Origin of the sequence: Asticcacaulis sp. MM231 (assembly GCF_964186625.1) — a bacterium.
In the GTDB taxonomy this organism is placed as follows: domain Bacteria; phylum Pseudomonadota; class Alphaproteobacteria; order Caulobacterales; family Caulobacteraceae; genus Asticcacaulis.
Window position 1 is genome coordinate 1,253,442 of the sequence record NZ_OZ075108.1, and the last position, 22,575, is coordinate 1,276,016.

Below are 22,575 nucleotides of genomic sequence, written 5' to 3' on the forward strand. Positions count from 1 at the left end.
AATGTCCCAATTTATCACGGGCAATAGCTGGTTGCAGCTTGCCCTCTATATGGTCGTGCTGCTGGCGTGCGTTGTGCCGCTGGGCGGCTACATGGCCAAGGTTTTCCAGGGTGAAAAGACCTTTATGTCGCCGGTGCTCGGCTGGCTGGAAAACGGTTTCTACGCCTTAAGCGGCATTGATCGCGATAAGGATATGAGCTGGAAAGACTATGCCATCGCCACGCTTGTCTTTTCGGCGCTTAGTTTTGTTGTTCTCTACCTGATCCTCATCTTCCAGAACCTGCTGCCGCTTAACCCGCAGAAACTGCCCGGTCTGACGCCGGACCTGTCGTTCAATACGGCCGTCAGCTTCGTCACCAACACCAACTGGCAATCCTATGTCGGCGAAGCCGTCATGAGCTATTTCAGCCAGATGGTCGGCCTGACCGTGCAGAACTTCGTCACCCCGGCCGTCGGCCTGGCGGTCATGATCGCGCTGATCCGCGGACTTTCCCGCAAATCGGCCGCAGGTATCGGCAACTTCTGGGTCGATATGGTCCGCGCCAATCTCTATGTGCTCCTGCCTCTGGCGCTGGTTCTCGCCGTCATTCTGGGCTCACAAGGCGTAATCCAGAATTTCGGCACCTATGTCACCGCGCACGGCCTGCAAGGCGCCGACCAGACCCTCGCCATGGGGCCGGTGGCCAGCCAGGAAGCCATCAAGATGCTCGGCACCAATGGCGGCGGTTTCTTCAACACCAACTCCGCCCATCCGTTCGAGAACCCGACCCCTCTCACCAACTTCCTCGAAATGCTGGCCATCCTGCTGATTCCGGCGGCGTGCTGCCATACCTTTGGTGTGATGGTGAAGGACAAACGTCAGGGCTTCGCCGTTCTGGCCGCCATGACTATCATCTTCGTGCCTCTGGTGCTGCTGTGCGTCTCGGCCGAACAATCGGGCAATCCGCACTTCAATGCCCTGCATGTCGATCAGGTTGCCAGTGCTGTTCAATCCGGCGGTAATATGGAAGGCAAGGAAACGCGCTTTGGCATCACCAACTCGGCCCTTTGGGCCTCCGCCACCACAGCGGCCTCGAATGGCTCGGTCAATGCCATGCACGACAGCTTTACCCCCATGGGCGGTTTCGTACCGCTGCTGCTGATGAAGTTCGGCGAAGTCATCTACGGTGGCGTCGGTTCAGGCCTCTACGGTATGCTGATCTTCGTCATCCTGTCGGTATTCATTGCCGGCCTGATGGTGGGGCGCACGCCGGAATATCTCGGCAAGAAGATCCAGGCGTTCGAGATCAAGATGGCGTCGGTCGCCATGCTGGCCCCATGCGTTTTCGTCCTCATCGGCACCGCCATCGCGGTCATGGGCAAGGACGGGCAGGCGGGCATCTATAATCCCGGCGCGCAAGGCTTCTCCGAAGTGCTTTACGCCTTCACCTCGGCCACCAACAACAATGGCTCGGCTTTTGCCGGCCTCAGTGCCAACACGCCCTTCTACAATGCGGCGCTCGGTCTCTGCATGTTGTTTGGCCGTTTCTTCATCATCATCCCCGTTCTGGCCATCGCCGGTTCGCTGGCGGCTAAGAAGACCGTGCCTGTGTCTGCCGGCACGCTGCCGACCCATACCCCGCTGTTTATCGCGGTCCTGGTCGGCATCATCCTTATTGTCGGTGTCCTGACCTATGCGCCTACGCTCGCGCTTGGCCCGGTCGTCGAACACTTCAATATGATCAAGGGCTAATCCCATGTCCGCTACATCAACCAAAAAGACTGGATTATTTGAGGGAGCCGACCTCGGCTCCGTCTTCAAGAACTCAATCCTCCGTCTCAATCCTGTCTATCAGGCCCGTAACCCGGTCATGTTCCTGGTGTTCGTGGGCTCGATCATCACGACCGGCATCTTCGCCGTCATGCTCGTCAAGCCCGACAGCGTGATCGGTGGCGGCCAGCCCCTGTGGTTCGTCGGTCTGATCACCTTCTGGCTTTGGTTCACGCTCCTGTTCGCCAACTTTGCCGAGGCTATTGCCGAAGGCAAGGGCAAGGCGCAGGCCGACTCGCTCAAGAAATCGCGCCGCGATGTGCCGGCCAAGAAGCTGGTCAAGGGCACGGATCGCAGCAAGTTCCAGTCGATCGCCGCCAACACCCTGCGCAAAGGCGATATCATCGTTGTCGAGGCCGGTGACTTCGTGCCGTCCGACGGTCAGGTCATTGAAGGCATAGCCTCGGTCGATGAAAGCGCCGTGACGGGTGAGTTGGCGCCTGTCATCCGCGAATTGGGCGGCGACCGCGATGCCGTGACCGGCGGCACGCGCGTGCTGTCTGACTGGATCGTAGTGCGCGTCACCTCCGATCCGGGTGAAAGCTTCCTCGATCGCATGATCAGCCTGGTCGAATTGGCCAAGCGCCAGAAAACGCCGAACGAGATCGCCTTGTCGATCCTGCTGGCAGCGCTGACCATCATCTTCCTGCTGGTCTGCGCGACCCTGCTGCCGTTCTCTCTGTTCGGCGTCGAGCGCGCCGGTTCCGGTACGGTCATCACGATTACCGTCCTGATCGCGCTTTTGGTTTGCCTGATCCCGACCACCATCGGCGGGCTTCTGTCAGCCATCGGTATTTCGGGGATGCAGCGCCTGATCAAGGCCAATGTCATCGCCACCTCCGGCCGCGCCGTCGAAGCCGCCGGCGACGTCAATGTCCTGCTGCTTGACAAGACCGGCACCATCACCTTCGGCAACCGTCAGGCGGTCGAGTTCTTCGCTGGCCCTGGCGTCACCCAGCAACAACTGGCCGAAGCCGCCGAGCTGTCATCGCTGGCCGACGAAACGCCGGAAGGCCGCTCCATCGTGGTGCTGGCGCGCAAGTTGTTTGGCCTGCCCGACAAGGATATCCAGTCGCTCAAGGCCGAGTTCATTCCGTTCAGCGCCGAACAGCGCGTGTCGGGAATCGTCATCAATGAACGTCATATCCTGAAAGGCGCCGGTGACGCCATTGCCAAGCTGGTGGCCCTGAAAGGTGGCCACATACCGCACGAAGTAACCGTCCAGATCGAAGATATCGCTCGCAAGGGCGGCACCCCGCTGACCGTCGCCGAGGGCAATCAGGTGCTGGGCGTGGTTTACCTCAAGGACATTGTCAAGCCGGGCATAAAGGCGCGACTGGCCGACCTGCGCAAGATGGGCATCAAGTCGGTAATGATCACCGGCGACAATCCCCTGACCGCCGCCGCCATCGCCTCCGAAGCGGGTGTCGATGACTTCCTCGCCCAGGCGACGCCGGAGACCAAGCTTAAATATATCCGGCAGATGCAGGAGGGCGGCGAACTGGTCGCCATGGTGGGAGATGGCACCAACGATGCCCCGGCGCTGGCCCAGTCCGACGTGGCGGTGGCGATGAATTCCGGCACTCAGGCCGCGAAGGAAGCCGGCAATATGGTCGATCTTGACTTCTGATCCGACCAAGCTGATCGAGATCGTCGAGATCGGCAAGCAACTCCTGATGACGCGCGGTTCGCTGACGACCTTCTCGATTGCCAACGATCTGGCCAAGTATTTCGCCATCATTCCGGCGGCGTTTGCCACCACCTATCCGGTGCTTGGCGCGCTCAATGTGATGCACCTGGCCTCGCCGCAAAGCGCCATCCTGGCAGCGGTCATCTTCAACGCCCTGATCATCATCGCGCTCGTGCCTCTGGCCCTGAAAGGCGTCAAATACCGCGCCGAACCGGCCGCCAAAATGCTCTCGCGCAATATGTTCGTCTATGGCCTCGGTGGCATCATCGCGCCCTTTATCGGCATCAAGCTGATCGATATGGCGCTGGCGGCTGTTGGCCTGGCTTAGCCACTCCAACAGATTTTAGTTGCGCTACCGCTGCGCTGCTTGAGCGCGGCGGTCTGGCATAAGGAACCTCAAACATGAAAACCCTCGTTTCAAACCTGCGGCCGGCCCTGACCCTGACGGTCCTGCTCACCCTCCTGCTGGGTGTCGGCTATCCGCTCTTGACCACCGGCATACTGCACTTCGGTTTTACAAGCCAGGCCGAAGGCAGCCTGATCCGCGAAGAAAGCGGTCGTGTCATCGGCTCACGCCTGATCGGACAGAATTTCGACCAGCCGCAATATGTCTGGGGACGCCTGTCCGCCACCGGCACGGCGCCCTATAACGCCGGCGGGTCTTCCGGCTCCAACCTCGGCGTCAACAATCCGGCGCTGACAGATGCGGTCAAGGCGCGCATCGCCGCGCTGAGGGCCGCCGATCCCGACAATGTCGCACCGGTCCCGGTCGATCTGGTCACCGCGTCCGGCTCCGGCCTCGATCCGGACATCACACCGGCGGCGGCGCTCTATCAGGTCGACCGCGTGGCGAAGGCGCGCGGTATGACCGACGATCAGGTGAAAGCTCTGATCCGCAAGTCGTCCTATAACCGCACCTTCAACATTCTGGGCGAACCGCGCGTCAATGTGTTAGAGCTCAATCTGAGGCTTGATGGAAAGCTTAAGTGAGTCCCGACATAAGACCCGACCCTGACAAACTGCTCGCCCTTATCGGCAAGGATGAGGGCGAGCGTGCGCGCGGCCATCTGAAGATCTTCTTCGGATCGTCGGCAGGCGTTGGCAAGACCTTCGCTATGCTGACCGAGGCGCGCCGGCGTCAGGCGGAAGGGCGCGACGTGATGATCGGCGTCGTCGAGCACCATGGCCGCGCCGAAACCAGAGCGCTGGTCGAAGGCCTGCCGGTTTTGCCGCTGCAGGCCATCGACCATCGCGGCGTTACCGTGCATGAGTTCGATCTCGATGCCGCCCTGGCGCGCAGGCCATCGCTGATCCTGATGGACGAGTTTGCGCACACGAATGCGCCAAACTCCCGCCACCCCAAGCGCTGGCAGGATGTCGAGGAGCTGCTCGATAACGGCATTGATGTCTACACCACGCTCAATGTGCAGCATCTGGACAGCATCAATGATCAGGTGGCGCGCCTGACCGGCATCTGGGTCAAGGAGACGGTGCCGGACACCATTTTCGATTCGGCCGACGAGATCGCTCTGATCGATACCCCGTCCGATGAACTCCTGAAGCGTCTGGCCGAGGGTAAGGTCTATGTCGCCGAAGGCGCCAACAAACGCGCCGCCGAAAATTTCTTCAAGAAGAGCAACCTGCTGGCCCTGCGTGAAATAGCGCTGCGCCGCACCGCCGAGCGCGTCGACGCCCAGAGCGACGAACTGAATGCCGCCATGGGGCAAAACGAAGCGCAGGTCGGCCATAAGATCATGCTTTTGATCGGACCTGACCCGCTCTCCACCCGCCTGATTCGTCATGCCAAACGTATGGCGACACGGGGCAGGGCGCCGTGGTACGCCGTCTATCTGCAAAGCGAGCGCCACGAACAACTCGATGAAAAGGGCCGGACTCGCATCGAGCAATATCTGCGGCTGGCGGAAAACCTGGGTGCCCAGATCGTGCGCCTGTCCGGTATGCGGCCGGCAGAGGATATTCTCGCCTATGCGCAGCAGAATGGCTTTACGCGCATCGTGGTCGGTTATCGCCGGCCCAAATGGTGGCTGCGCCCCTTCCGCGGCACCTTTGCGCAACACCTGATCGAGGCCAGCGACGGCATCGAAATCACCGTCGTGCATGGCGCGACAGGCAACACCCGCGAATCTGTGACGGCGGGGGCGATCATCCGACCCTTCCTGGCGCGACCGTTAGACTATGGCCTGGCGGTGGCGGGTGTGGCGCTCGGCACCGCCATCGCTTTTCCTTTCCGAGATGTGACCCCCTCGAATAATCTGGCCATGATTTACCTCACCGTCGTGGTCATCGTGGCCGCGCGGTTAGGATTGGGGCCATCGATACTGGCGTCGATGCTGAGTATTCCGGCGTTCAACTTCTTCTTTACTGACCCTTATTACACCTTCAATTTCTACGACAGTTATTACTACGTCACCTTCGCCTTCATGCTGGTGACCTCACTGGTGGTGGGCTCGCTGACGGCGCGGCTGTCGCGCCATGCCCGCCTTGTCAGCAACCGTGAACGCGAAACCCAAATCCTCTATGGTCTGACACGCGGCCTGTCGGCCGTGCGCGGTATCGATGCTATCTGCGAGGTGGCGATTCGTCATCTCAGTGGCCCTTTCAGCCTCGATGTGACGGTGTTTGTCCGCACCCCCTCCGGTCTGCAACCCTATCCTCAAGGTATCATCACCAACGATATGCGCGAGATGGGGGCGGTCAACTGGGTGTCGGCCAATGGCCTGATGGCGGGGCGTGATACCGACACCATGCCCTCGGCTACAGGACTTTACCTGCCGCTGCTGGCGGAAAAGGAAGCCTTCGGCGTGCTGGGCCTGACGTCGCGCGATGCCGGCCATTCTTTCACCGGCGCGGAGATCCTGCAATTCGAGGCCTTCGCCAGCCTGATCGCCGGCGCCTTGCAGCGAGCGCGCCGTTCGGACGAGGCGGCGGAATCGAAGGTCGAATCCGAAAATGAAAAACTGCGCAATGTGCTGCTGTCGTCGCTGTCGCACGATCTGCGTACGCCGCTCACCGTCATGAACAATTCGGTCAGTACGCTGTTGCGGATGCGCAAGGAACTGCCGCGCAAAGCGATGGATGAGCTGACCGGGCTGTGGAGCCAGTTAACGCGGCTGCAAAAATTCGTTGGCAATCTGCTCGATATGGCGGCGATCACCTCCGGTCATATGAAGCTCAATTTCCAGCCCTATATGATCCAGGAAATCATCGGTGCCGCGCTCGGTCAGGTGCAGGCCACGAAAGAGAACCGGACGATCGGAACACACATATCGGGCAACCTGCCGATGGTGAGGATCGATGGCGGCCTGATCGAGCAGGTGTTTATCAATCTGCTCGAAAACGCCTTTCAACATACGCAAGATAATGGCCGTCTCGATATTTACGTTGAAAAAGACGCTGACCGCCTGCGCGTGCGCATTTCCGACGATGGCGACGGCCTGAAAGACGGCGATGAAGCGCGCATCTTCGAGCAGTTCCAGAAGGGACAGACGCTGCGTTCGGACCGCTCCGGCGGTACGGGCCTGGGCCTCGCCATCTGCCGGGGTATTGTGCAGGCGCATGGCGGTATGATCTATGCCAAGAACAACCGTACGCTTGGTCAAAATGCCGGCAGCCATGGCGCCAGCTTTATCTTTACCCTTCCGATCGCCCCGGCCTTGCCTGAGGGCAACCTGCCTGAAAGCGCCCTATGACCCGTATCCTGACCATCGAAGACGAGCACGATATCCGCCGTTTCCTGCGCACGACGCTGGGGGCCAACGACATGACTGTCATCGAAGCCGAAACCGGCAAGGCGGGCCTGCAAAAGGCCAGTTCGCAGTCACCGGATGTGATCCTGCTCGATCTCGGCCTGCCCGACATGGATGGCATGGACATCATCCGCCAACTGCGCGAATGGGGCCGTATCCCGATCATCGTGCTGTCGGCGCGCGGGCAGGAGAGTGACAAGATCGAGGCGCTTGAACGGGGCGCTGATGATTATCTGACCAAGCCGTTCTCAGCCGGCGAACTGATCGCGCGCATCAAGGTCGCGCTGCGTCACGCCAACCGGCCGCAGGGCGATATGCCCTTCACCTATGAATATGACGGCCTCTCTATTGATGCGGCGGCGCGCCGGGTGCGGCTGGATGGCGAGGATGTCCACCTGACGCCGATCGAATACAAGTTGCTCGCGGTTCTGGCGCGTAATTCCGGTAAGGTGCTTACCCACGGCGCCCTTCTCAATGAAGTCTGGGGTAAGCATTCGCAGGACAGCCAGACCTATCTGCGTATCCACACCCAGCACCTGCGCGAAAAACTGAAGGACGATGCTCTCAATCCACGCTTCATCGTCACGGAGCCAGGCATAGGTTACCGGCTAAAGCCCTGAAATCTTGCGAACTGCGTTATTCGAAACGGGCGTGGTTATCACGTCCGTCACGGGGCTATCGGGCGTTCATTTTGCCTTTTGGCGTCATATTTGGGAGCGCTAACACGAAAATGCGGGTATCTTAACAAACGAAACCGGTTTCAGATTCTCTTATCAGGCGTTTTGCCCAGCTATTTCAGCGGCATGGGCATTTTTTTTTAACCTGCAGGTATTTTTTTTTGCTCCGTCTTTGCAACATTAACTATCGGACATGTTTGAACTTTTAGAGGCACTTTTGTTAAGCGATGCGCCTTATAAGTCACGCCGTCGTGAAAAGTCTGTAACTGACACCTTGACGTTTTAGGATTAGCCGGATCATTTAGGCCCAAACCGCTACGTCATGGGTGTAACAGCCTGTAACAAAGCGGTCGCCTTTTGAGCCATTCTGGTTCATATTGGCTGAGTTTGTGCCGAAGCACGTGTGATGCAGACGTTAGATTCTGTGCGCGCTGTGCTCAGGCATGAGAGGCTTGTTGAAAGTTGAGGGCCCTGGCCAAGACTTTCAGTTGGGTCTTATTGTTTTTAACATGGGGTAAACGCTTCCCCTTTAGTCCTTGGTCAACCCTTTGGTGGGTGAAGTCCATATTCAGGAATTGGCGAAAAATGCTCGAACATAAGAAATCTAATCCGCTCATTGCTCTGCTCGGCGCTGCCGCGCTTCTCATGAGCGCTCCCGCCATGGCCGTAGCGGCTGCGGCGCCCACCTCGGCTGCCGCCCCGGCTGCCGCCCCGGAAGCGACTGCCCCTGCGGCTGAAGCTACCGATGAAACCAGCGCTGCCGCTGGCCACGCGCCGTCCGCCGACGTTGACTTCGTCAGCATGTTCATGGGCGCGACGGTTGTCGTTAAGCTCGTCATGGGGCTGCTGATTGTTCTGTCGGTGATTTCGTGGGTTCTGCTCATCATGAAACTGATGGACTTCTCCAGCCTCAACCGCGTCACCACGAACTTCCTGGAAGCCTATCGTGGCGCCCGTTCGATCGCTGACATAAATCGTATTGCTGTCTCCGACGAATTCGCAGGCAACCCGCTGGCAGATATGGCCGCTGTCGCCACCGAAGAAATTCAACTGTCCAAGCAAGCCGGCCTGTCGATCTCGGGCGAACACCGCGACGCCGTTCTTCACCGCGCCGAAGCTTCGGTTGCCGCTGTTCAAACCGGCCTGGCCAAGCGTCTCTCGGGTGGTCTGTCCTTCCTGGCTTCGACCGGTTCGACCTCGCCCTTCATCGGTCTGTTCGGTACGGTTTATGGTATCATGAACTCCTTCATCGGTATCGCTCAGTCGCACACGACCAACCTGGCCGTTGTGGCGCCGGGTATCGCTGAAGCCCTTATGGCTACCGGCCTGGGTCTGATCGCCGCTATTCCGGCCGTTGTCATGTACAACATCTTCAACACCAGCATCACGAACTACGGCACCCGTTCAGAGCAATTCGTCTCCGAACTGATGAACTCTCTGTCGCGTCAACTCGACAAAGGGGCGTAAGCGATATGGGAGCCAAGCTATCAGGTGGTGGCGGCTCGAAGTTTCACGTCGAAGCCAACGCGGAAATCAACGTTACCCCGTTCGTCGACGTTATGCTTGTCTTGCTTATTATCTTCATGGTGGCGGCGCCGCTCGCCACTGTGTCGGTAGAAGTGACGCTACCAAAAGCCGTCGCCAAGCCAATACAGAATCCGCCGAAGCCGGTTTATATATCGCTGCAAAAAGATGGCAGCGTGTTCATCGGTAACGAACCTACGTCGCTCGACGCCCTTGGGGATGACCTCAAGAAGGCAGTCGGTGCACGTAACCCCGAAGAAGAACGTATTTTCATCCGCGCTGATAAACAAACGCGTTACGCCGAGTTTATGAAGGTGATGAATAAGCTGCAGGACAATGGTTTCTACAGTGTCGCTCTTCAGGGCGAAGACGACGCAAAGTAAGAGGGTCTATTTATGGAAGAAACTCCCCATAGGAAACGGGACCCTATTCTTGATCCGCCCGAAAAGAAGGCTTCCGCCTCTCTCTGGGTCGGTGTTGGTGTCGCCGCTGCTATCCACATAGGCGTGGGTTACTACCTCCTCCAGACGCGCTTTGAGCTGAAGGAAGTTAAGTTTACGGATGAGAAGGTGAATGTCGACTTGGTCGCACCGCCTCCGCCTCCACCCCCGCCGCCACCTCCGCCTCCGCCGACGAAGATGCCGCCGCCTCCCGTGGTTCAGCCCCGTGAGACGCCGCCTATTCCAAGCGTAACGCCGCCGCCGCCCATCCCGGTGCCACCTGTTCCGCAGGAAAAGCGTCAGGAATATACGGCACCTCCCGCGGTGATGAACACAGGTACGCCGCCTCCGGTGGTCGCTGCAGGTCCTCGCTACGTGGCGGGTGACTGGAGCTATCCCGGCACCGATCAAATGGCCAATTCCTATCCGGATCGTGCCGCGAGTGACGAAGTTGAAGGTACGGTCACGATCGACTGCACCGTTAGCGCCGCCGGTCGGGTTACGGGCTGTAACATCCTGAGCGAAAGCCCCAAGGGCTACGGCTTTGGTGCTGCTACGGTCAAGCTTTTCGTCAAGTATGCCAAGGTCAAGCCTAGCTCGGTCGGTGGCGAACTCAGAGAAGGCGATCGTAAGAAGTTTACCTACAAGTGGCAGTTGGGCTAACCCATCCGTCATGACCTATAAAGAAACGCTCCGGGCCCAGGTCCGGAGCGTTTTTTGTATTTGAGAGGCAAGGGGAGGGCGCAATTTTGTCAATTGCGTGAAGGCGGAGATGGTAGTATGCTCCTAGTAAGACAAGAAAAGTAATCAAACGCTACTCATTGATGCAGGTGCGTACAGCTTTGTATTGTTGGCGGCTGGTGCCGATGCGAAAGCTGTAAAACCTTCTGCGTGATACTATAATCATGGAGGAGATTTATTATGACAGATGCTGTCCACGGCTACCACTCGCCTATATTTGACAATCCGAAACTTAAAAAACTGCCGCCATCTTTCTACTGGGGTGTGTTGTTTGCTGTGCTGCTGCATCTGGTGCTGCTGTACTGTATCTTCAATCAAACCTTCGGTATGCCGCCGATCCTTGAATCGCCAAAGATCGACAAGCCTATCGATATGACCATGGAGCGGATCAGGCCCGAACCGCCGAAGCCAACCCCGACCACAGCCCATAACAACCCGGTCACGCCGCACACACCGGTCACCGCGGCGCCGGATGATATTCAGACCCTGCCGGTCGATCCGGTGGTCAACAAGACGCCCACAGCCCCTGGGCCTGTAACGCTGCCCGTCGAGCCGACCCTGCCAGGTCCTGTGGTCTCGAATGAGCCTGTCTATGTGGCGGCACGCTGGTCGCGCTTCCCCAATGCCGATGCCCTGGGCGCCTATTATCCGCCGCGTGCGCTCAATGACGAAATCGAAGGCTCGGCCACGGTCGAATGTACCGTGCTCGATGCCGCTGGCCGTGTGCGTTGCTCGGCCCTGTCGGAAATCCCCGGCAATTACGGGTTCGGCAAGGCCACCGTCAGCATGGTTCAGGATAAGGGCCGCGTTGATACCAGCAAGGGCGACATCAAAATCGGCTCTGTGCTGCGTCAAACGGTGAAATGGTCGCTGAACTAAGCAAGACTTTGAGACGTGCAGAAGCCCTTCGGATCGTATCCGGAGGGCTTTTCTCCGCCTGAAATGTGTCCTATTTACGTGATATATTTTACAAAGCGCGGTTCATGGTTGCGCTGTATGTCGAGGGCTAGGGAAATAGTATGGGACGCTTCGGAAAATTGTCGGCTTCAGGAATAATTGTACTGGCGGCCGGGTTGAGCCTCAGTGGCTGTGAAACCAACCAGACGCTTGGCCGCTCGCAATTTTTGCTGGTCGATGACGTCGCTCTGGAGCAAAGCGCCGCGACCGCCTGGCAGGAACAGCTCAAGACGGCGAAAGTCTCGAAGGACCCGGTACTCAACAAGCGTATCCAGACTGTAGGCGCGCGCATCGCCGCAGCGTCAGGACTTGGCGCCAGCGGTTGGGAATATGTGCTGTTTCAGGATGATCAGCCCAATGCCTTTGTCATTCCCGGCAAGAAGGTCGGGATCAATACTGGCCTGTTCAAGGTCGTGAAGAATGACGACCAACTCGCCGCCGTGATCGGCCATGAAACGGCGCACGTTCTGGGCAAGCACGCCGCTGAGCGCGCGTCGCAACAGATGGCGGCGCAGGGTGTGCTCGGTGCGGCGGTAGGCGCGACCTCGGGCAATACGCAAAAGGCGATTTCCAGCTATGGTGGCCTCGGCGCGCAGCTTGGCCTTCTGTTGCCCTATTCGCGCAAGCATGAATCCGAAGCCGACCGTATCGGTGTCGATCTGGTGGCCAAGGCCGGTTATCGTCCGAGCGCCGCTATCGAGGTGTGGCAGAACATGATGGCGCTCAATTCTGGCGCGCCGCCGGAACTCTTGTCGACTCACCCGTCGGACAAGACGCGGATCAAGGACCTGCAGGACTATATCGCCGCCAAGGGCTACAAGTAGGTGGCGTAGCGCAAATCCACAAGAATTGCGCCATTTCATACTTTTAGGCTTGATCCATGGCTACGGCCATATTAGAGGATGCCCCTCGTGATGGTTTGCCGCCTTAGCTCAGTTGGTTAGAGCGCCGGTTTGTGGAACCGGAGGTCCTCAGTTCAAGCCTGAGAGGCGGTACCATCACAAGATCCTTTCCCGGACAATTTAGCGCGTAAAAAGCTGTCGTGTCGCATGGCGCCACAGAGTGGAATCGCGTAGGTCGAAGTCATGGTCCACAGCCCTTCTCATTCCCTGATCGTCGTCGGTGGCGGCATTGTCGGCCTGACGATCGCCGTGGCGGCTCGGGCTTCCGGTCACAAGGTTACGCTGATCACGCGCGATGATATCGAGGTGACCGCTTCGGGGGTAGCGGCCGGCATGATCGCGCCCGCCATGGAGGCGATGAATGATCCCGATCCGGAGTTCAGTTATCGACGTTTCAAGCACGCTCAAGGCGCCTGGCTCGATCTTAACGCGCTATGGCCGGAAGCGCTGCAACAGACCCTGGTGAAGGCCCAGACGGGCGACGCAATCTATATCAGCGATACGCCGGCCGCATCGGCGGATACATTCACCGCAATGGGCGCGAACCATGCCTCAGTCCTTGCGAAGTCAATTCCGGAGGCTTCCAGCGCTACCAGTATCCATGATGAATGGCTGGTGGAAGCCGGGCCAATGCTTGAAGCCCTGGCAACTCATCTGGATACGCTCGGCGGTGTAAGCCTGAGAGCGAGCGTCAAAGAGGTTTCGGCCGTTCAGGTAAGGCTTGATAGCGGCGAGATCCTGACGGCCGACGCGGTTGTTGTGGCGGCTGGCTATGACAGCAAGGGATTGGCTGACAGCATCCCCGGGCTTTCGGCACTTACGCCCATCAAGGGGCATCTGCTCGATATCGAAGGGCAGGGCGGGTTTGGTGTTTTGCGCTCAGCGACGGGCTATCTTGCCGATTACGGACGAATTGCAAAGTTTGGCGCGACCATGCAGATGGGGCAGGCGGACCTGCGCGTCGAGCCTGATGTGGTCGAAACTCTGATCGGTCGTGCTGCCGATATGAACATTGACATTGGAACGGCCATTCCCCGAACCGGCATCCGCGCCGCCACGCCGGACGGCTGGCCGCTGATCGGGCGTGACCCGGCCTCGGGCGTGCTGGTTGCCGCGGGTATGCGGCGCAACGGCTATATTTTCGCCCCGTTCGCGGCCAAAATCATTCTGGCGCTGATCGAAGGCCGGCCCTCGCCCGACGAAGGCATCTATCGCCCGGACCGCTTTTAACCAAAGTTAAGCGCATATTAACCACGTGTGGGGCAAAATCTGCCTATGTGAGGTTTGTATCATGCGTACGTTTATTGCCACAGATGCCCCGTCGCCCACCTTCCTGAACCGTATGGATCAGGTCGCCGATACGGTCACGCGTGGCGCCGAGCGTGTCGGCACCGGCGTCATGGGGGCGCTGCAACGCGCCGCCGACGCTACGGGGGTTGATTTCAACTATCTGGTCAAGACGGCGACGCGCGAAAGCTCGCTCAATCCCGGCGCCAAGGCCCCGACCTCGTCGGCGGCGGGTCTGTTCCAGTTCATCGAACAGACCTGGCTGAGTACGGTCAAGACGCATGGCGCCAAGCATGGCTATGGCGCCTTTGCCGACCAGATCACCAAGGGCCGCGATGGCCGCTACCATGTCAATGATCCGGCTGCGCGCAAACAGGTGCTGGGATTGCGCTATGACGCGATGGCCAGCGCCGTCATGGGGGCGGAACTGACCGCCGGCCACGCCGCCTATCTCAAGGGCCGCATTGGCCGTGACCCGACGCAGGGCGAACTCTACGCGGCGCACTTTTTGGGCCCTGCTGGCGCCGCCAGCCTGATCAATGCCAGCCAGCAGCGACCCACAGCCATTGCTGCCAACCTGTTTCCGGCCGCGGCGCGGGCCAATCACACTATTTTCTATAAGGCCGGTCGTGCGCTGAATGTCAGCGATGTGGTCGCCAACCTGACCAAAACCGGCAATTCGGCCACCATGGCGGTGCCGGCGACAGCGCCGGTCGATACGGATGACGGGCGTCTTATGATCGCGTCGCGAATGGAAAAGGTGCGTTCGGATCAGGCCATACTGGACATGATGTTCGGCAGCGACGATGGCCAGAAGGGCATGCTCTTCGCCACGCAACTGATGGCCGCCTTCGGGCCGGGCGAGGACGAGGGGACGGACAGCAAGAGCCCGGATAACGCCTATGCGAAAGCCTTCGGGAACCTTCTGGGTTGAGCTGGTTTAGGCCAGGCTAGGCGCTTGCGCCAGCGCGCGTGACAGGGCCTCACGGTTCAGCGGCATCAGCAGCGAGGTCACGCCCAGATCATGCAGGGCTTCGGCTTGTTGGCCATCGGGCAGCAAGGCCACGATAGTGAGGCGGGCGTCTTCCTGCGTCTGGCGCAGGCTGTTCAGGAAACGCTCCAAATTCCCGCGATGATCGGCGTCTTCCAGCACATCAAGGGCGCCGGTCGAGATCAGGCAGGCGTCGATCGGCGCCTTCCTGGCCAGGGTGAGCGCGCGCTCGCGAGAGGTCGAGGTCAGGCACTTGTGGCCGAGATGTTCGAGCGAGTCGCGCAGTTGTGCCGAGCGCAGACTGTCATTGGAAATCAGCAGGACGCGCAGGCTGTGATCATGAGCGGGTCTTGGCGCATCGTCCGAGGCGATGGGGCGCGGTGGCGGCACGGCCCTGGAATCGTAAGGCAGGTCGAGCCAGAATTTCGAGCCGACATCGAGCGTGCTTTCCGCGCCGGTGCGTCCGCCCATCAGGGCGCTCAAAGAACGCGACAGGCTAAGGCCCAGGCCGGCGCCCGACTGACCGGATGAGGTGCGCAGGATGCGGGCATGGGGTGTAAAGGCCTGTTCGAGTTCGCCCGGGCTGAGGCCTGGGCCGGAATCGACCACTTCGAGGCGCAGGAAACCTTCCGGCAGCAACAGCAGTTTGAGTTCGACGCGGCCTTGTTGCGTGTAGAGCAGGGCGTTGCTGAGCAGGTGGGCCAGGATCTGCTCGACACGATGTTCGTCACCCAGGGCGGCGCCCTTAAGGCCGGGCAGGGTGCCTTCTGGCAGGCTGGATGTGTTATAGCTGAGGCTCAGCCCCTTGCTGTGCGCCAGGGGGGCGAACTGGCCGATCATGCGCTGGGCCAGCAGGTCGATATCGAGCGGCCTGACGTCGATCTCGATCTGTCCGGCGGCGGCGGTATCGTTATCGAGTGTGGTAACCAGGATCGATTGCAGGTGGCCGACCTCGTTCAGAGCAGCATCGACGTACTGGCGCGGCGCCGGTGCGCGCGACAGGTGCGTCAGGCCCTGCAGCAGGTTTTGCTCGATGCCTGTGAGGCCGGTCCGGACTTCGCGTGACAGGGTTTCCATCAGGGCCATCTTGGCGTCATTGAGCGCATGGGCTTCGGCGCGGGCGGATTCGCGCTCAGAGGCGGCTTCAAGCTGGCCATGCTGGAGCAGGTAATGCTCCTGCATGTGACGGTTGAGCACAAAGCCCATGGCGAGGGTCAGAGCCATGCCGCCGGTCATGAATTGGCTCAGTTCACCGCCGGGGTGAAGGTGATACATGGCAAAAATCGGGCCGGCGACGGCGATGGGCCCCAGGATCAAAAGAAAAAGAAGGACGGGCGCGCAGAAGAAGATGACGCCGACGGCCGCGCCGCCACAGATCATCAGCATGAATTCGTTATGCTGGCCCTGACCGCTAAGGCTGACGCTTAAGGATATCATCAGCAGTGTCAGCGTCCACAGCGCGCCGGCCGCGCCCTGACGCAGGCGACGTTCGCGGATCAGGGTATAGCGAAGCGCCGGATCCGGCATCTGTGTGGCGGTCATCCGCTTGGCGGACTGATTCTTCATGATCATGAAGACCGTCCAATTGATCAGAAACACCATCAGATATATGGCCAGAAGCCAGCCGGAAACAGCGAGTGCTGCCGCCCAGATGAACAGGGGCAGGCCTATGCCGAAGAAGCCCAGAGCATAGGGCGACAGCCGCCATTGGGCCAGCAGCCCGTAATCGAGCACGACGGAGTCGCGCGAGATGTGGCGCGGCAAGGGCGAGGCGGGTTCGGCTGGGGTACGCTGAGGACTGTTCATGCTGCCACCATGGCACAGAGACCTTGCCGCACGGTTACCCGCTGAGGCTGAATATAAATTTTTGATGCGTTTTTGAAAAATAGAACAACCTTGAGGGGAGTCGTGCGACGCTGATTGCGGATTTTCGGGTTAATTTTGTTGGTAAACAGAGGGATAACGCAGCGAATAAAGGTTTCGTTAGGGTTACCGCGCGACACTTCACAGGTTCCGGATTCGCAAGGATTCTCTAAGCTTCTTCAAGGATTCGCCCGAATGACGTCAGGCTATAACCTTACTCAGCGCCCCGCCGTTTCCGAGGCGGATATCCAGCGCATGGTGCGCAGCGACAACGCCGATGATCGCGCCGTCGCCACCCACAAGATCTGCCGCGTCATGGAACGCGGAGACCTGACGGACAGCGACCGTTTGGCCGCGCAGGAAATCATCCGTATGCTGGCACAGGACGCCGCCGAACTGGTGCGCCGCGCCCTGGCCGTCACCCTGCGGACGTCCGACTTGTTACCCCACGATGTCGCGCTCAAGCTGGCGCAGGATGTCGTCACGGTCGCCGTGCCGGTGCTGACGCATTCGCCGCTGTTCAGCGATGAGGATCTTGCCGATATCATCCGCTCCGGCGGTTCGGTGCGTCAGGTCGCTATCGCCAAGCGCGAAACACTGTCCGAAGTTGTCACCGCGTCGCTGGCCGATAACGGCGTCGAGGAAGCGGTGGTCATCGCCTGCGCCAATGACAATGCCCGGTTTTCCGATGGCGGCATGAACCGCGTCATGGACCGCTTCGGCACATCGGAAGTGGTGCATAGCGTACTGATCAATCGCAAGGTTCTGCCGGTATCGGTGAGCGAACGCCTGGTGACGATCGTCAGCGCCGCCTTGCGCGAACAACTGATCTCGCATCACGCCATCAAGCCGGAAACGGCCATCGAAATCGTCACGGCCACGCAGGAACGCGTCACGGTCGATATGGCCGATCAGGCTGGCGCCAGCTTCGATCCGCAAGGCCTGGCGCGCCACCTCATGGCCTCGGAACGCCTGACGCCATCGCTTATCCTGCGCGCCCTGGTGCGCGGCCATATGGGCTTCTTCGAACATGCCCTGGCCGAGTTGTCCGGCGTGCCGCATGAGCGCACATGGCTGATGGTGCACGATGCCGGGTCGCTCGGCCTGCGCGCCATCTATGACCGTGCCGGGCTGCCGGCCCGCATGTTCCAGACCTTCCGCATGGCGATCGACATCTATCACAGTCTGCAGGCGGAAGCCGGTCATCTCGATCCGCTGCGTATGCAGGAGCGCCTGATCGAGCGTTTTCTGACGCAGGCGCCTTTCGCGCCACGCGAAGACCTGATCTATCTGTATGAGCGTCTTGATCGCGATTCCCGCGGCCGCCGCTGGACCAGGGTCAGCGAAGCGTCGGGTACGGATATGCTCAAGGCCGCTTGACTTATGAGCTCAAGTTCCGCGCGGCTTTTCTAACGCGCGTATTTTGCTAGTATTCTCTTCAGAAAGAATGGCGCCCTTGCCAATCTGAGAAGATCTGGACTTGAGACAATAAAAAAGGCGGCCGGTGAGGGCCGCCTTTTTCGTATCTGCTATCCGATGATCACGTCGTCATCAGGTTGTGCGCTTCCAGGTGCTCCTTGACGCGAGCTTCCAGTGTTTCCGTTAGAACCTTGCCAACCGGATGATCCTCGGTTTTGATCTGGCCACGCACCACGGCGCGGATGGCGTCCATATGAGCCTCGACCAGTTTCCACGGCGCAATGGCACGCTTGTCTTCTTCATCCAGCATCTTGCACAGCGAGCCGGAAATGCGGGTGATCAGCGGGAAGCCGTAGGTCGTGCCCAAGCCCTTGAGGTCGTGGGCGCGATAGAAGAGCTGATCGGCGTTGATCGGGTTGAGGCCTTCTTCCTTGATCACAAGCTGGACGTCTTCCAGCTTCTTGATCTCGTCCATCAGCCAAGTTTCAAAATGGGTCGAAAGATCGGCCAGCGCGGCCTCGGCCTTGGCGATGGCTTCATTATCAAGTGCGCCGAGACGGCCGCCAACCTTGGCGCGAAGCGTGTTCGGCACTTGAATAATTTGAGCTTTTTCAGGCATGGACATGCGGGAAAGACCTTCTGCGCGGATATTAAGTGAGGCCCATCCTACACGCAGGTGATTTAAGAACAGCTAATGCGCTGGCTTTTTTAGCTGACGAATTGCTCCGCCAGCACGCGCTCATCGTAACCGTTGCCGGCATCGAACAGGAGGGTGGCCTTCAGGTCTTCGGCTTCGGCGATATCGACGCTGATGACATCGCGCACATCGAAGGTGTCGGCCGCCGCGCTGATCGGGCGTTTTTCGGCTTCCAGCGCTTCGATGCGGACCTTGGCTGTATGGGGCAGGATGGCGCCGCGCCAGCGCCTGGGGCGGAAGGCGCTGATCGGCGTCAGGGCCAGGGCCTTGGCGGTGAGGGGGATGATCGGACCGTGGGCGGAGAGATTATAGGCGGTCGAGCCGGCGGGGGTGGCCACCATGGCGCCATCGCATATCAGCTCATCAAGGCGCACCTTGCCATCGATTATAATACGCAGCTTGGCGCCCTGATGCGACTGGCGCAGCAGCGACACTTCGTTGAAGGCCAGGGCCGTATGTTCGGTGCCGGCGCTGGTGCGGGCGGTCATGCTGAGCGGTGTGATCAGCGTGCTCTCGCTTTTCAGGATGCGCTCCATCAGGCGCTCCTCGGCATAATCATTGAGCAGGAAGCCGACGCTGCCGCGATTCATGCCGAAGATCGGAATCTGGTCTTTCAGATAGCGGTGGACGGTTTGCAGCAGGAAGCCATCGCCACCCAGGGCCACCACAACGTCAGGACTGGCGGCCGAGCCATAAAGCGCTTTCAGCCGTGCGCAGGCGGCTTGCGCTTCGGGGCGATCGGAGGCGGTGAAATCGAGGCGTAGGGACATATTCACCGATGCTCGGTTGGATTCTCCATCTATCTACGCTGTTTTAGGCGGATAAGTCTAAGGAAATCAGTGCGCCGAATTCATAAGCACCGCTAACTTCTGGCGGGCTGCGGCCGGCGTCAGGTTGAAAACCGACAGGATCAGGGCGCGCTGGCTTTCCGCCATATAGGGTTCACCGCCATATGCTTTTTGCCACAGCGACAGGAGGTGCTGGAAAAGGGCGCGGTCGAGGCCGGCGGCGCACATGACAAGCGCCAGAGGTACAGGCGAGGCGGTGGTCAGGGCCAGGCTAAGGGTGGCGGTATCGAAGCTCAGGCGCCGCGCCAGTTCGCGCACAAAGCCGGCCGTTTCGCCACCGCGCAAGAGGGCGATGAGTTTGAGATTGCTGTGGCTGACATCTTCACCGCGCTGCTGGCGGAGGTACGACTTGGCGAAGATGAGGCCCTGGTTGCCGAGAACGGCGGCGCGCACCGCCGGATTTTCAAGCGCGCGACGGGCTATGAAGGCCTGATCGTCATCGTCGAAATCGAGCGTGGGATTGTTGGTGAGGGCGATCAGCACCTTGTCCGACTGGGTGCGCAGCAAGGCCTTGACGACACGCCAGTCAAGGTAGGGCCGGCTGGCGATCAGAAGATGGTGCGCCTCGCCGGTGGAGACAATGAGTGCCAGCAGGGCTTGCGGCGTCAGGCTTGGCAGGGAGGCGCGCAGCAGCGGCGCGGCAAGATTGACCGGCATGCGGCACAGCCGTACCACCAGATCCTCATCGCAGCGGATAAGGTCGCCACCCGGAACGCGCTCGGTTTCCGCCGTCTCGCACAAGGGCTTGCGCGCCACGATGCTGTCACCGGCAATATGGAAGTCACGCCCGGTGGCGGCCACGGGGCGCGGCGCCGCCAGGCGCGCAGGCTTTGGCGCATCGGTCGTGACAACTGGTTTTTGGGCAAGCGGCAGGGCGGGCAAGGGCGTGTCAGGTTCCAATCAGAGGGTGAAGCCGGCAAAGCTGCAGAATCACAGGCTTGCGCCGACTTTGCCCCGACAGGGTGAACACTTGCTTAATAATACTCGGCCCGCACGTAACGGTAGTGTAACGCTTTTTTGTTCCCGAAAGGCGCGGCTGTTAATCTTGTCTCAATGGCACAGCTTTACGATGATCGGGTAGTGCGTACCCATAACCAAAAGGGCATCCATGTCCGATTTGCATCAGGAAGCCTTCAAGGCACAGTCTGCGGGTCCGCTGCGCGATGGCCGCGAACCCTTCATGCTGGAGCATGACGATGCCGTCGTGATCGTGGAACGCCTGCGTGAAACCCACGCTGATTCAACCGGTCACGCCTTCCTGCTCAAGCTCGATACCCTGATCGTCCGCCTTGGCGCCAAGTGGGACAGCAAGGCCGAACTGGTCTTCGACCACCTAAAAACCGCTTTTGAACGTGTTCACCCTGAACCCAACTGGTGCATTCCTATCCATGAGGATTCGTGGATGGGGATTTTACCCGAGGTGGGCTCACGTAAGGGCGCGCAGTTCATGACCGAGGTGTGGCACGAACTGTGTAATTTCTTCGTGGGTGACATGTCGGCCATTGAGGTGCCGCTGTATGCTGTACTGGTCGAGGATGTCGATCGCCTGTCCTTGCTGAAAGTCGATCTCAAGACCTTTTTCGATCTGCAATCGGCCGATAATGGACCGCTGAAAGCGCGCGGCCACGGGGCTTCCGACGACGGTGCTAATGCCAATAACGGGCAGCGGCCGGTGATGGTGGCCAGCATCCTCAATTTCGGCGGGCGCAATCTCAAGGTTGCCAGCTCGGTCGAGCCGTTGTTCGAGATGAAAAAGATGATCCTGATCGGTCATCGCCTGGAAGCAATGGTGATGGAAGCCGCCGACAACACGCTTCTGGATCGCAAGGCGCTGTCCAATCTCGATTGGGGGCTGCGTGAAATGGTCGATATCATGAATATTGACCAGGGCCTGAAGCTGCTGAAGCTGCGCACGCCCGAGCAGCGCAAGATGATGATGGTGGTGCCAGCCGCTTTCTCGACCTTCGCCTCGGCGCGCGCGCGTCAGAAAATCACGCTGGAGGTTCAGAAGGCCGCCGCGGAAATGGGTTTGAAAGTCCTGTTCGAGGTGCGTGGGCTCGATGGCGTGCCGCCGCACCGCGTGCTTGAAATCGTGTCGATGATCAAGCCTTTCTGCATGACGGTGGTGGGCTCGGTCAGTGCCGATCGCAAGATGATCGCCACCCTGGCCAAATGTGGTTTGTCGGGCGTTTGTATCGAATACGACGGGGGCAAGCGTGATGAAGACAGCATGCGCGACTACCTCAGCGGTCTGGCCGCCGCGGCCAAGCTGTCCGCGGGCGCCTGCATGGTGCAGGGCTTCGACAATTACCGCCAGATGGCGGTGGCGCGTCTGGCCGGGGTTACCCACGCCAGCATGAAGACCGCCGCCCTGATGTCGCCGAAAGCGCCCGTGTCACAGGTGGTTGACGGTTAGGCGACGACCTTCTTAGCTTTGACGATCAGGTTTTCCAGCGCATTGAGGAAGGCCGAGCGATCCGCCGGCTTAAAGCCTGCATTATAGCCTTTGCTCTCGCCGGTTTCACGCAGGTGCTGATTGAGCGAACGCATGGCCAGCGCCATCCCGATGCTCTCCTGGCTGAAAGGCTTGCCGGTAAAACCCAGCACATGACAGCCCTTATCGAGCGCGCGACCGGCCAGCGGAATATCAACCGTCAGCACGATGTCGTTCGGGCGCGCCTGTTCGACGATCCAGTCATCGGCGGCGTCAGCCCCTTCGGCCACGGTGAAAACCCGCACCAGAGGATCGCGTGACGGGCGGATGCCGCCGTTACTGACCATGGTCAGAATGAGCTTGTGGCGGGCGGCGACGCGCATCGCCTCGTCCTTGACCGGACAGGCGTCGGCATCGACATAGATCATGGGAAGGTCAGGGATCATGGGAGAAGCAGACACTGAATACCTTGTACAATTCCAAAGCGTGAATTACGCGCTTTGGCAAGGCCGACTGGCCGCCGCGCAA

18 protein-coding genes, 1 tRNA gene and 1 pseudogene are annotated in these 22,575 nt (G+C 59.8%); 15 read left to right on the top strand and 5 right to left on the bottom strand.

What is annotated here, in order from left to right; translation table 11 throughout:
- The first annotated feature begins 1 nt into the window (after position 1).
- The 13 genes and pseudogenes from kdpA to ABQ278_RS06240 all read left to right on the top strand — a co-directional run bounded on the left by kdpA (position 2) and on the right by ABQ278_RS06240 (position 14,729).
- Entirely contained in the window at positions 2-1,732 is a 1,731-nt protein-coding gene (gene kdpA, locus ABQ278_RS06180) for a potassium-transporting ATPase subunit KdpA (RefSeq protein ID WP_349321697.1), read from the top strand.
- Positions 1,733-1,736: 4 nt separating this feature from the next.
- Positions 1,737-3,828: pseudogene (gene kdpB / locus ABQ278_RS06185) on the top strand (potassium-transporting ATPase subunit KdpB).
- A 74-nt stretch (positions 3,829-3,902) separates the two neighbouring features.
- Positions 3,903-4,490, top strand: coding sequence for a potassium-transporting ATPase subunit KdpC (kdpC, locus tag ABQ278_RS06190; RefSeq protein ID WP_349321698.1), 588 nt, complete (start codon positions 3,903-3,905; stop codon positions 4,488-4,490).
- On the top strand, positions 4,487-7,210 hold the full coding sequence (locus ABQ278_RS06195) for a sensor histidine kinase KdpD (protein ID WP_349321699.1): 2,724 nt from the start codon (positions 4,487-4,489) through the stop codon (positions 7,208-7,210). The genes kdpC and ABQ278_RS06195 overlap by 4 nt, the downstream gene beginning before the upstream one ends.
- Entirely contained in the window at positions 7,207-7,887 is a 681-nt protein-coding gene (locus tag ABQ278_RS06200; protein ID WP_349321700.1) for a response regulator, read from the top strand. The genes ABQ278_RS06195 and ABQ278_RS06200 overlap by 4 nt, the downstream gene beginning before the upstream one ends.
- Before the next feature lie 642 nt (positions 7,888-8,529).
- Entirely contained in the window at positions 8,530-9,411 is an 882-nt protein-coding gene (locus ABQ278_RS06205; RefSeq protein ID WP_349321701.1) for a MotA/TolQ/ExbB proton channel family protein, read from the top strand.
- A gap of 5 nt (positions 9,412-9,416) precedes the next feature.
- The gene (locus tag ABQ278_RS06210) at positions 9,417-9,851 is read left to right on the top strand and encodes a biopolymer transporter ExbD (protein ID WP_349321702.1); all 435 of its coding nucleotides are present in this window, start codon (positions 9,417-9,419) and stop codon (positions 9,849-9,851) included.
- Between the two features lie 270 nt (positions 9,852-10,121).
- Positions 10,122-10,571, top strand: a complete 450-nt coding sequence (locus ABQ278_RS06215; protein ID WP_349321703.1) for a TonB family protein — start codon at positions 10,122-10,124, stop codon at positions 10,569-10,571.
- Between the two features lie 258 nt (positions 10,572-10,829).
- Positions 10,830-11,528 (top strand): hypothetical protein, encoded by a 699-nt coding sequence (locus tag ABQ278_RS06220; protein WP_349321704.1) that lies wholly within the window; start codon positions 10,830-10,832, stop codon positions 11,526-11,528.
- A 140-nt stretch (positions 11,529-11,668) separates the two neighbouring features.
- A complete protein-coding gene (locus ABQ278_RS06225) occupies positions 11,669-12,430 on the top strand; it encodes a M48 family metallopeptidase (RefSeq protein WP_349321705.1) in 762 nt (253 codons plus the stop codon).
- Positions 12,431-12,527: 97 nt separating this feature from the next.
- Positions 12,528-12,604 (top strand) — tRNA-His (locus ABQ278_RS06230).
- Between the two features lie 87 nt (positions 12,605-12,691).
- Positions 12,692-13,738 (top strand): FAD-binding oxidoreductase, encoded by a 1,047-nt coding sequence (locus ABQ278_RS06235; RefSeq protein ID WP_349321706.1) that lies wholly within the window; start codon positions 12,692-12,694, stop codon positions 13,736-13,738.
- 61 nt (positions 13,739-13,799) lie between these two features.
- On the top strand, positions 13,800-14,729 hold the full coding sequence (locus ABQ278_RS06240) for a transglycosylase SLT domain-containing protein (RefSeq protein ID WP_349321707.1): 930 nt from the start codon (positions 13,800-13,802) through the stop codon (positions 14,727-14,729).
- A gap of 6 nt (positions 14,730-14,735) precedes the next feature.
- On the opposite strand, the gene ABQ278_RS06245 is transcribed toward ABQ278_RS06240, so the two are convergent.
- Positions 14,736-16,592 carry a HAMP domain-containing sensor histidine kinase gene (locus tag ABQ278_RS06245; protein ID WP_349321708.1) on the bottom strand — a complete coding sequence of 619 codons (1,857 nt, stop codon included), beginning with the start codon at positions 16,590-16,592 and terminating at the stop codon, positions 14,736-14,738.
- A 252-nt stretch (positions 16,593-16,844) separates the two neighbouring features.
- Here ABQ278_RS06245 and ABQ278_RS06250 point away from each other — a divergent pair, with 252 nt between their 5' ends.
- Positions 16,845-18,029 (top strand): DUF2336 domain-containing protein, encoded by a 1,185-nt coding sequence (locus ABQ278_RS06250; RefSeq protein WP_349321709.1) that lies wholly within the window; start codon positions 16,845-16,847, stop codon positions 18,027-18,029.
- A 160-nt stretch (positions 18,030-18,189) separates the two neighbouring features.
- Here the strand turns inward: ABQ278_RS06250 and ABQ278_RS06255 are convergent, their stop codons facing one another.
- The 3 genes from ABQ278_RS06255 to ABQ278_RS06265 form a co-directional block, all read right to left on the bottom strand.
- Positions 18,190-18,687 (bottom strand): Hpt domain-containing protein, encoded by a 498-nt coding sequence (locus ABQ278_RS06255; protein WP_349322115.1) that lies wholly within the window; start codon positions 18,685-18,687, stop codon positions 18,190-18,192.
- A gap of 89 nt (positions 18,688-18,776) precedes the next feature.
- The gene (locus ABQ278_RS06260; protein WP_349322116.1) at positions 18,777-19,535 is read right to left on the bottom strand and encodes an NAD kinase; all 759 of its coding nucleotides are present in this window, start codon (positions 19,533-19,535) and stop codon (positions 18,777-18,779) included.
- A 66-nt stretch (positions 19,536-19,601) separates the two neighbouring features.
- Positions 19,602-20,495 carry a DUF2336 domain-containing protein gene (locus tag ABQ278_RS06265; protein ID WP_349321710.1) on the bottom strand — a complete coding sequence of 298 codons (894 nt, stop codon included), beginning with the start codon at positions 20,493-20,495 and terminating at the stop codon, positions 19,602-19,604.
- 226 nt (positions 20,496-20,721) lie between these two features.
- Here ABQ278_RS06265 and ABQ278_RS06270 point away from each other — a divergent pair, with 226 nt between their 5' ends.
- Positions 20,722-22,029: a hypothetical protein gene (locus ABQ278_RS06270; protein ID WP_349321711.1), complete on the top strand. Its 1,308-nt coding sequence runs from the start codon at positions 20,722-20,724 to the stop codon at positions 22,027-22,029.
- Here ABQ278_RS06270 and ABQ278_RS06275 read toward each other — a convergent pair.
- A complete protein-coding gene (locus ABQ278_RS06275; protein WP_349321712.1) occupies positions 22,026-22,493 on the bottom strand; it encodes a YaiI/YqxD family protein in 468 nt (155 codons plus the stop codon). The genes ABQ278_RS06270 and ABQ278_RS06275 overlap by 4 nt on opposite strands.
- Positions 22,494-22,575: the final 82 nt, after the last annotated feature.

What these genes read in the sequence shown, in the direction of transcription:
- kdpA (WP_349321697.1), top strand. Translation starts at nt 2, where the DNA reads ATGTCCCAATTTATCACGGGCAATAGCTGGTTGCAGCTTGCCCTCTAT.
- kdpC (WP_349321698.1), top strand. Translation starts at nt 3,903, where the DNA reads ATGAAAACCCTCGTTTCAAACCTGCGGCCGGCCCTGACCCTGACGGTC.
- ABQ278_RS06200 (WP_349321700.1), top strand. Translation starts at nt 7,207, where the DNA reads ATGACCCGTATCCTGACCATCGAAGACGAGCACGATATCCGCCGTTTC.
- ABQ278_RS06205 (WP_349321701.1), top strand. Translation starts at nt 8,530, where the DNA reads ATGCTCGAACATAAGAAATCTAATCCGCTCATTGCTCTGCTCGGCGCT.
- ABQ278_RS06210 (WP_349321702.1), top strand. Translation starts at nt 9,417, where the DNA reads ATGGGAGCCAAGCTATCAGGTGGTGGCGGCTCGAAGTTTCACGTCGAA.
- ABQ278_RS06220 (WP_349321704.1), top strand. Translation starts at nt 10,830, where the DNA reads ATGACAGATGCTGTCCACGGCTACCACTCGCCTATATTTGACAATCCG.
- ABQ278_RS06225 (WP_349321705.1), top strand. Translation starts at nt 11,669, where the DNA reads ATGGGACGCTTCGGAAAATTGTCGGCTTCAGGAATAATTGTACTGGCG.
- ABQ278_RS06235 (WP_349321706.1), top strand. Translation starts at nt 12,692, where the DNA reads ATGGTCCACAGCCCTTCTCATTCCCTGATCGTCGTCGGTGGCGGCATT.
- ABQ278_RS06240 (WP_349321707.1), top strand. Translation starts at nt 13,800, where the DNA reads ATGCGTACGTTTATTGCCACAGATGCCCCGTCGCCCACCTTCCTGAAC.
- ABQ278_RS06245 (WP_349321708.1), bottom strand. Translation starts at nt 16,592, where the DNA reads ATGAACAGTCCTCAGCGTACCCCAGCCGAACCCGCCTCGCCCTTGCCG.
- ABQ278_RS06250 (WP_349321709.1), top strand. Translation starts at nt 16,845, where the DNA reads ATGACGTCAGGCTATAACCTTACTCAGCGCCCCGCCGTTTCCGAGGCG.
- ABQ278_RS06255 (WP_349322115.1), bottom strand. Translation starts at nt 18,687, where the DNA reads ATGCCTGAAAAAGCTCAAATTATTCAAGTGCCGAACACGCTTCGCGCC.
- ABQ278_RS06260 (WP_349322116.1), bottom strand. Translation starts at nt 19,535, where the DNA reads ATGTCCCTACGCCTCGATTTCACCGCCTCCGATCGCCCCGAAGCGCAA.
- ABQ278_RS06270 (WP_349321711.1), top strand. Translation starts at nt 20,722, where the DNA reads ATGTCCGATTTGCATCAGGAAGCCTTCAAGGCACAGTCTGCGGGTCCG.
- ABQ278_RS06275 (WP_349321712.1), bottom strand. Translation starts at nt 22,493, where the DNA reads ATGATCCCTGACCTTCCCATGATCTATGTCGATGCCGACGCCTGTCCG.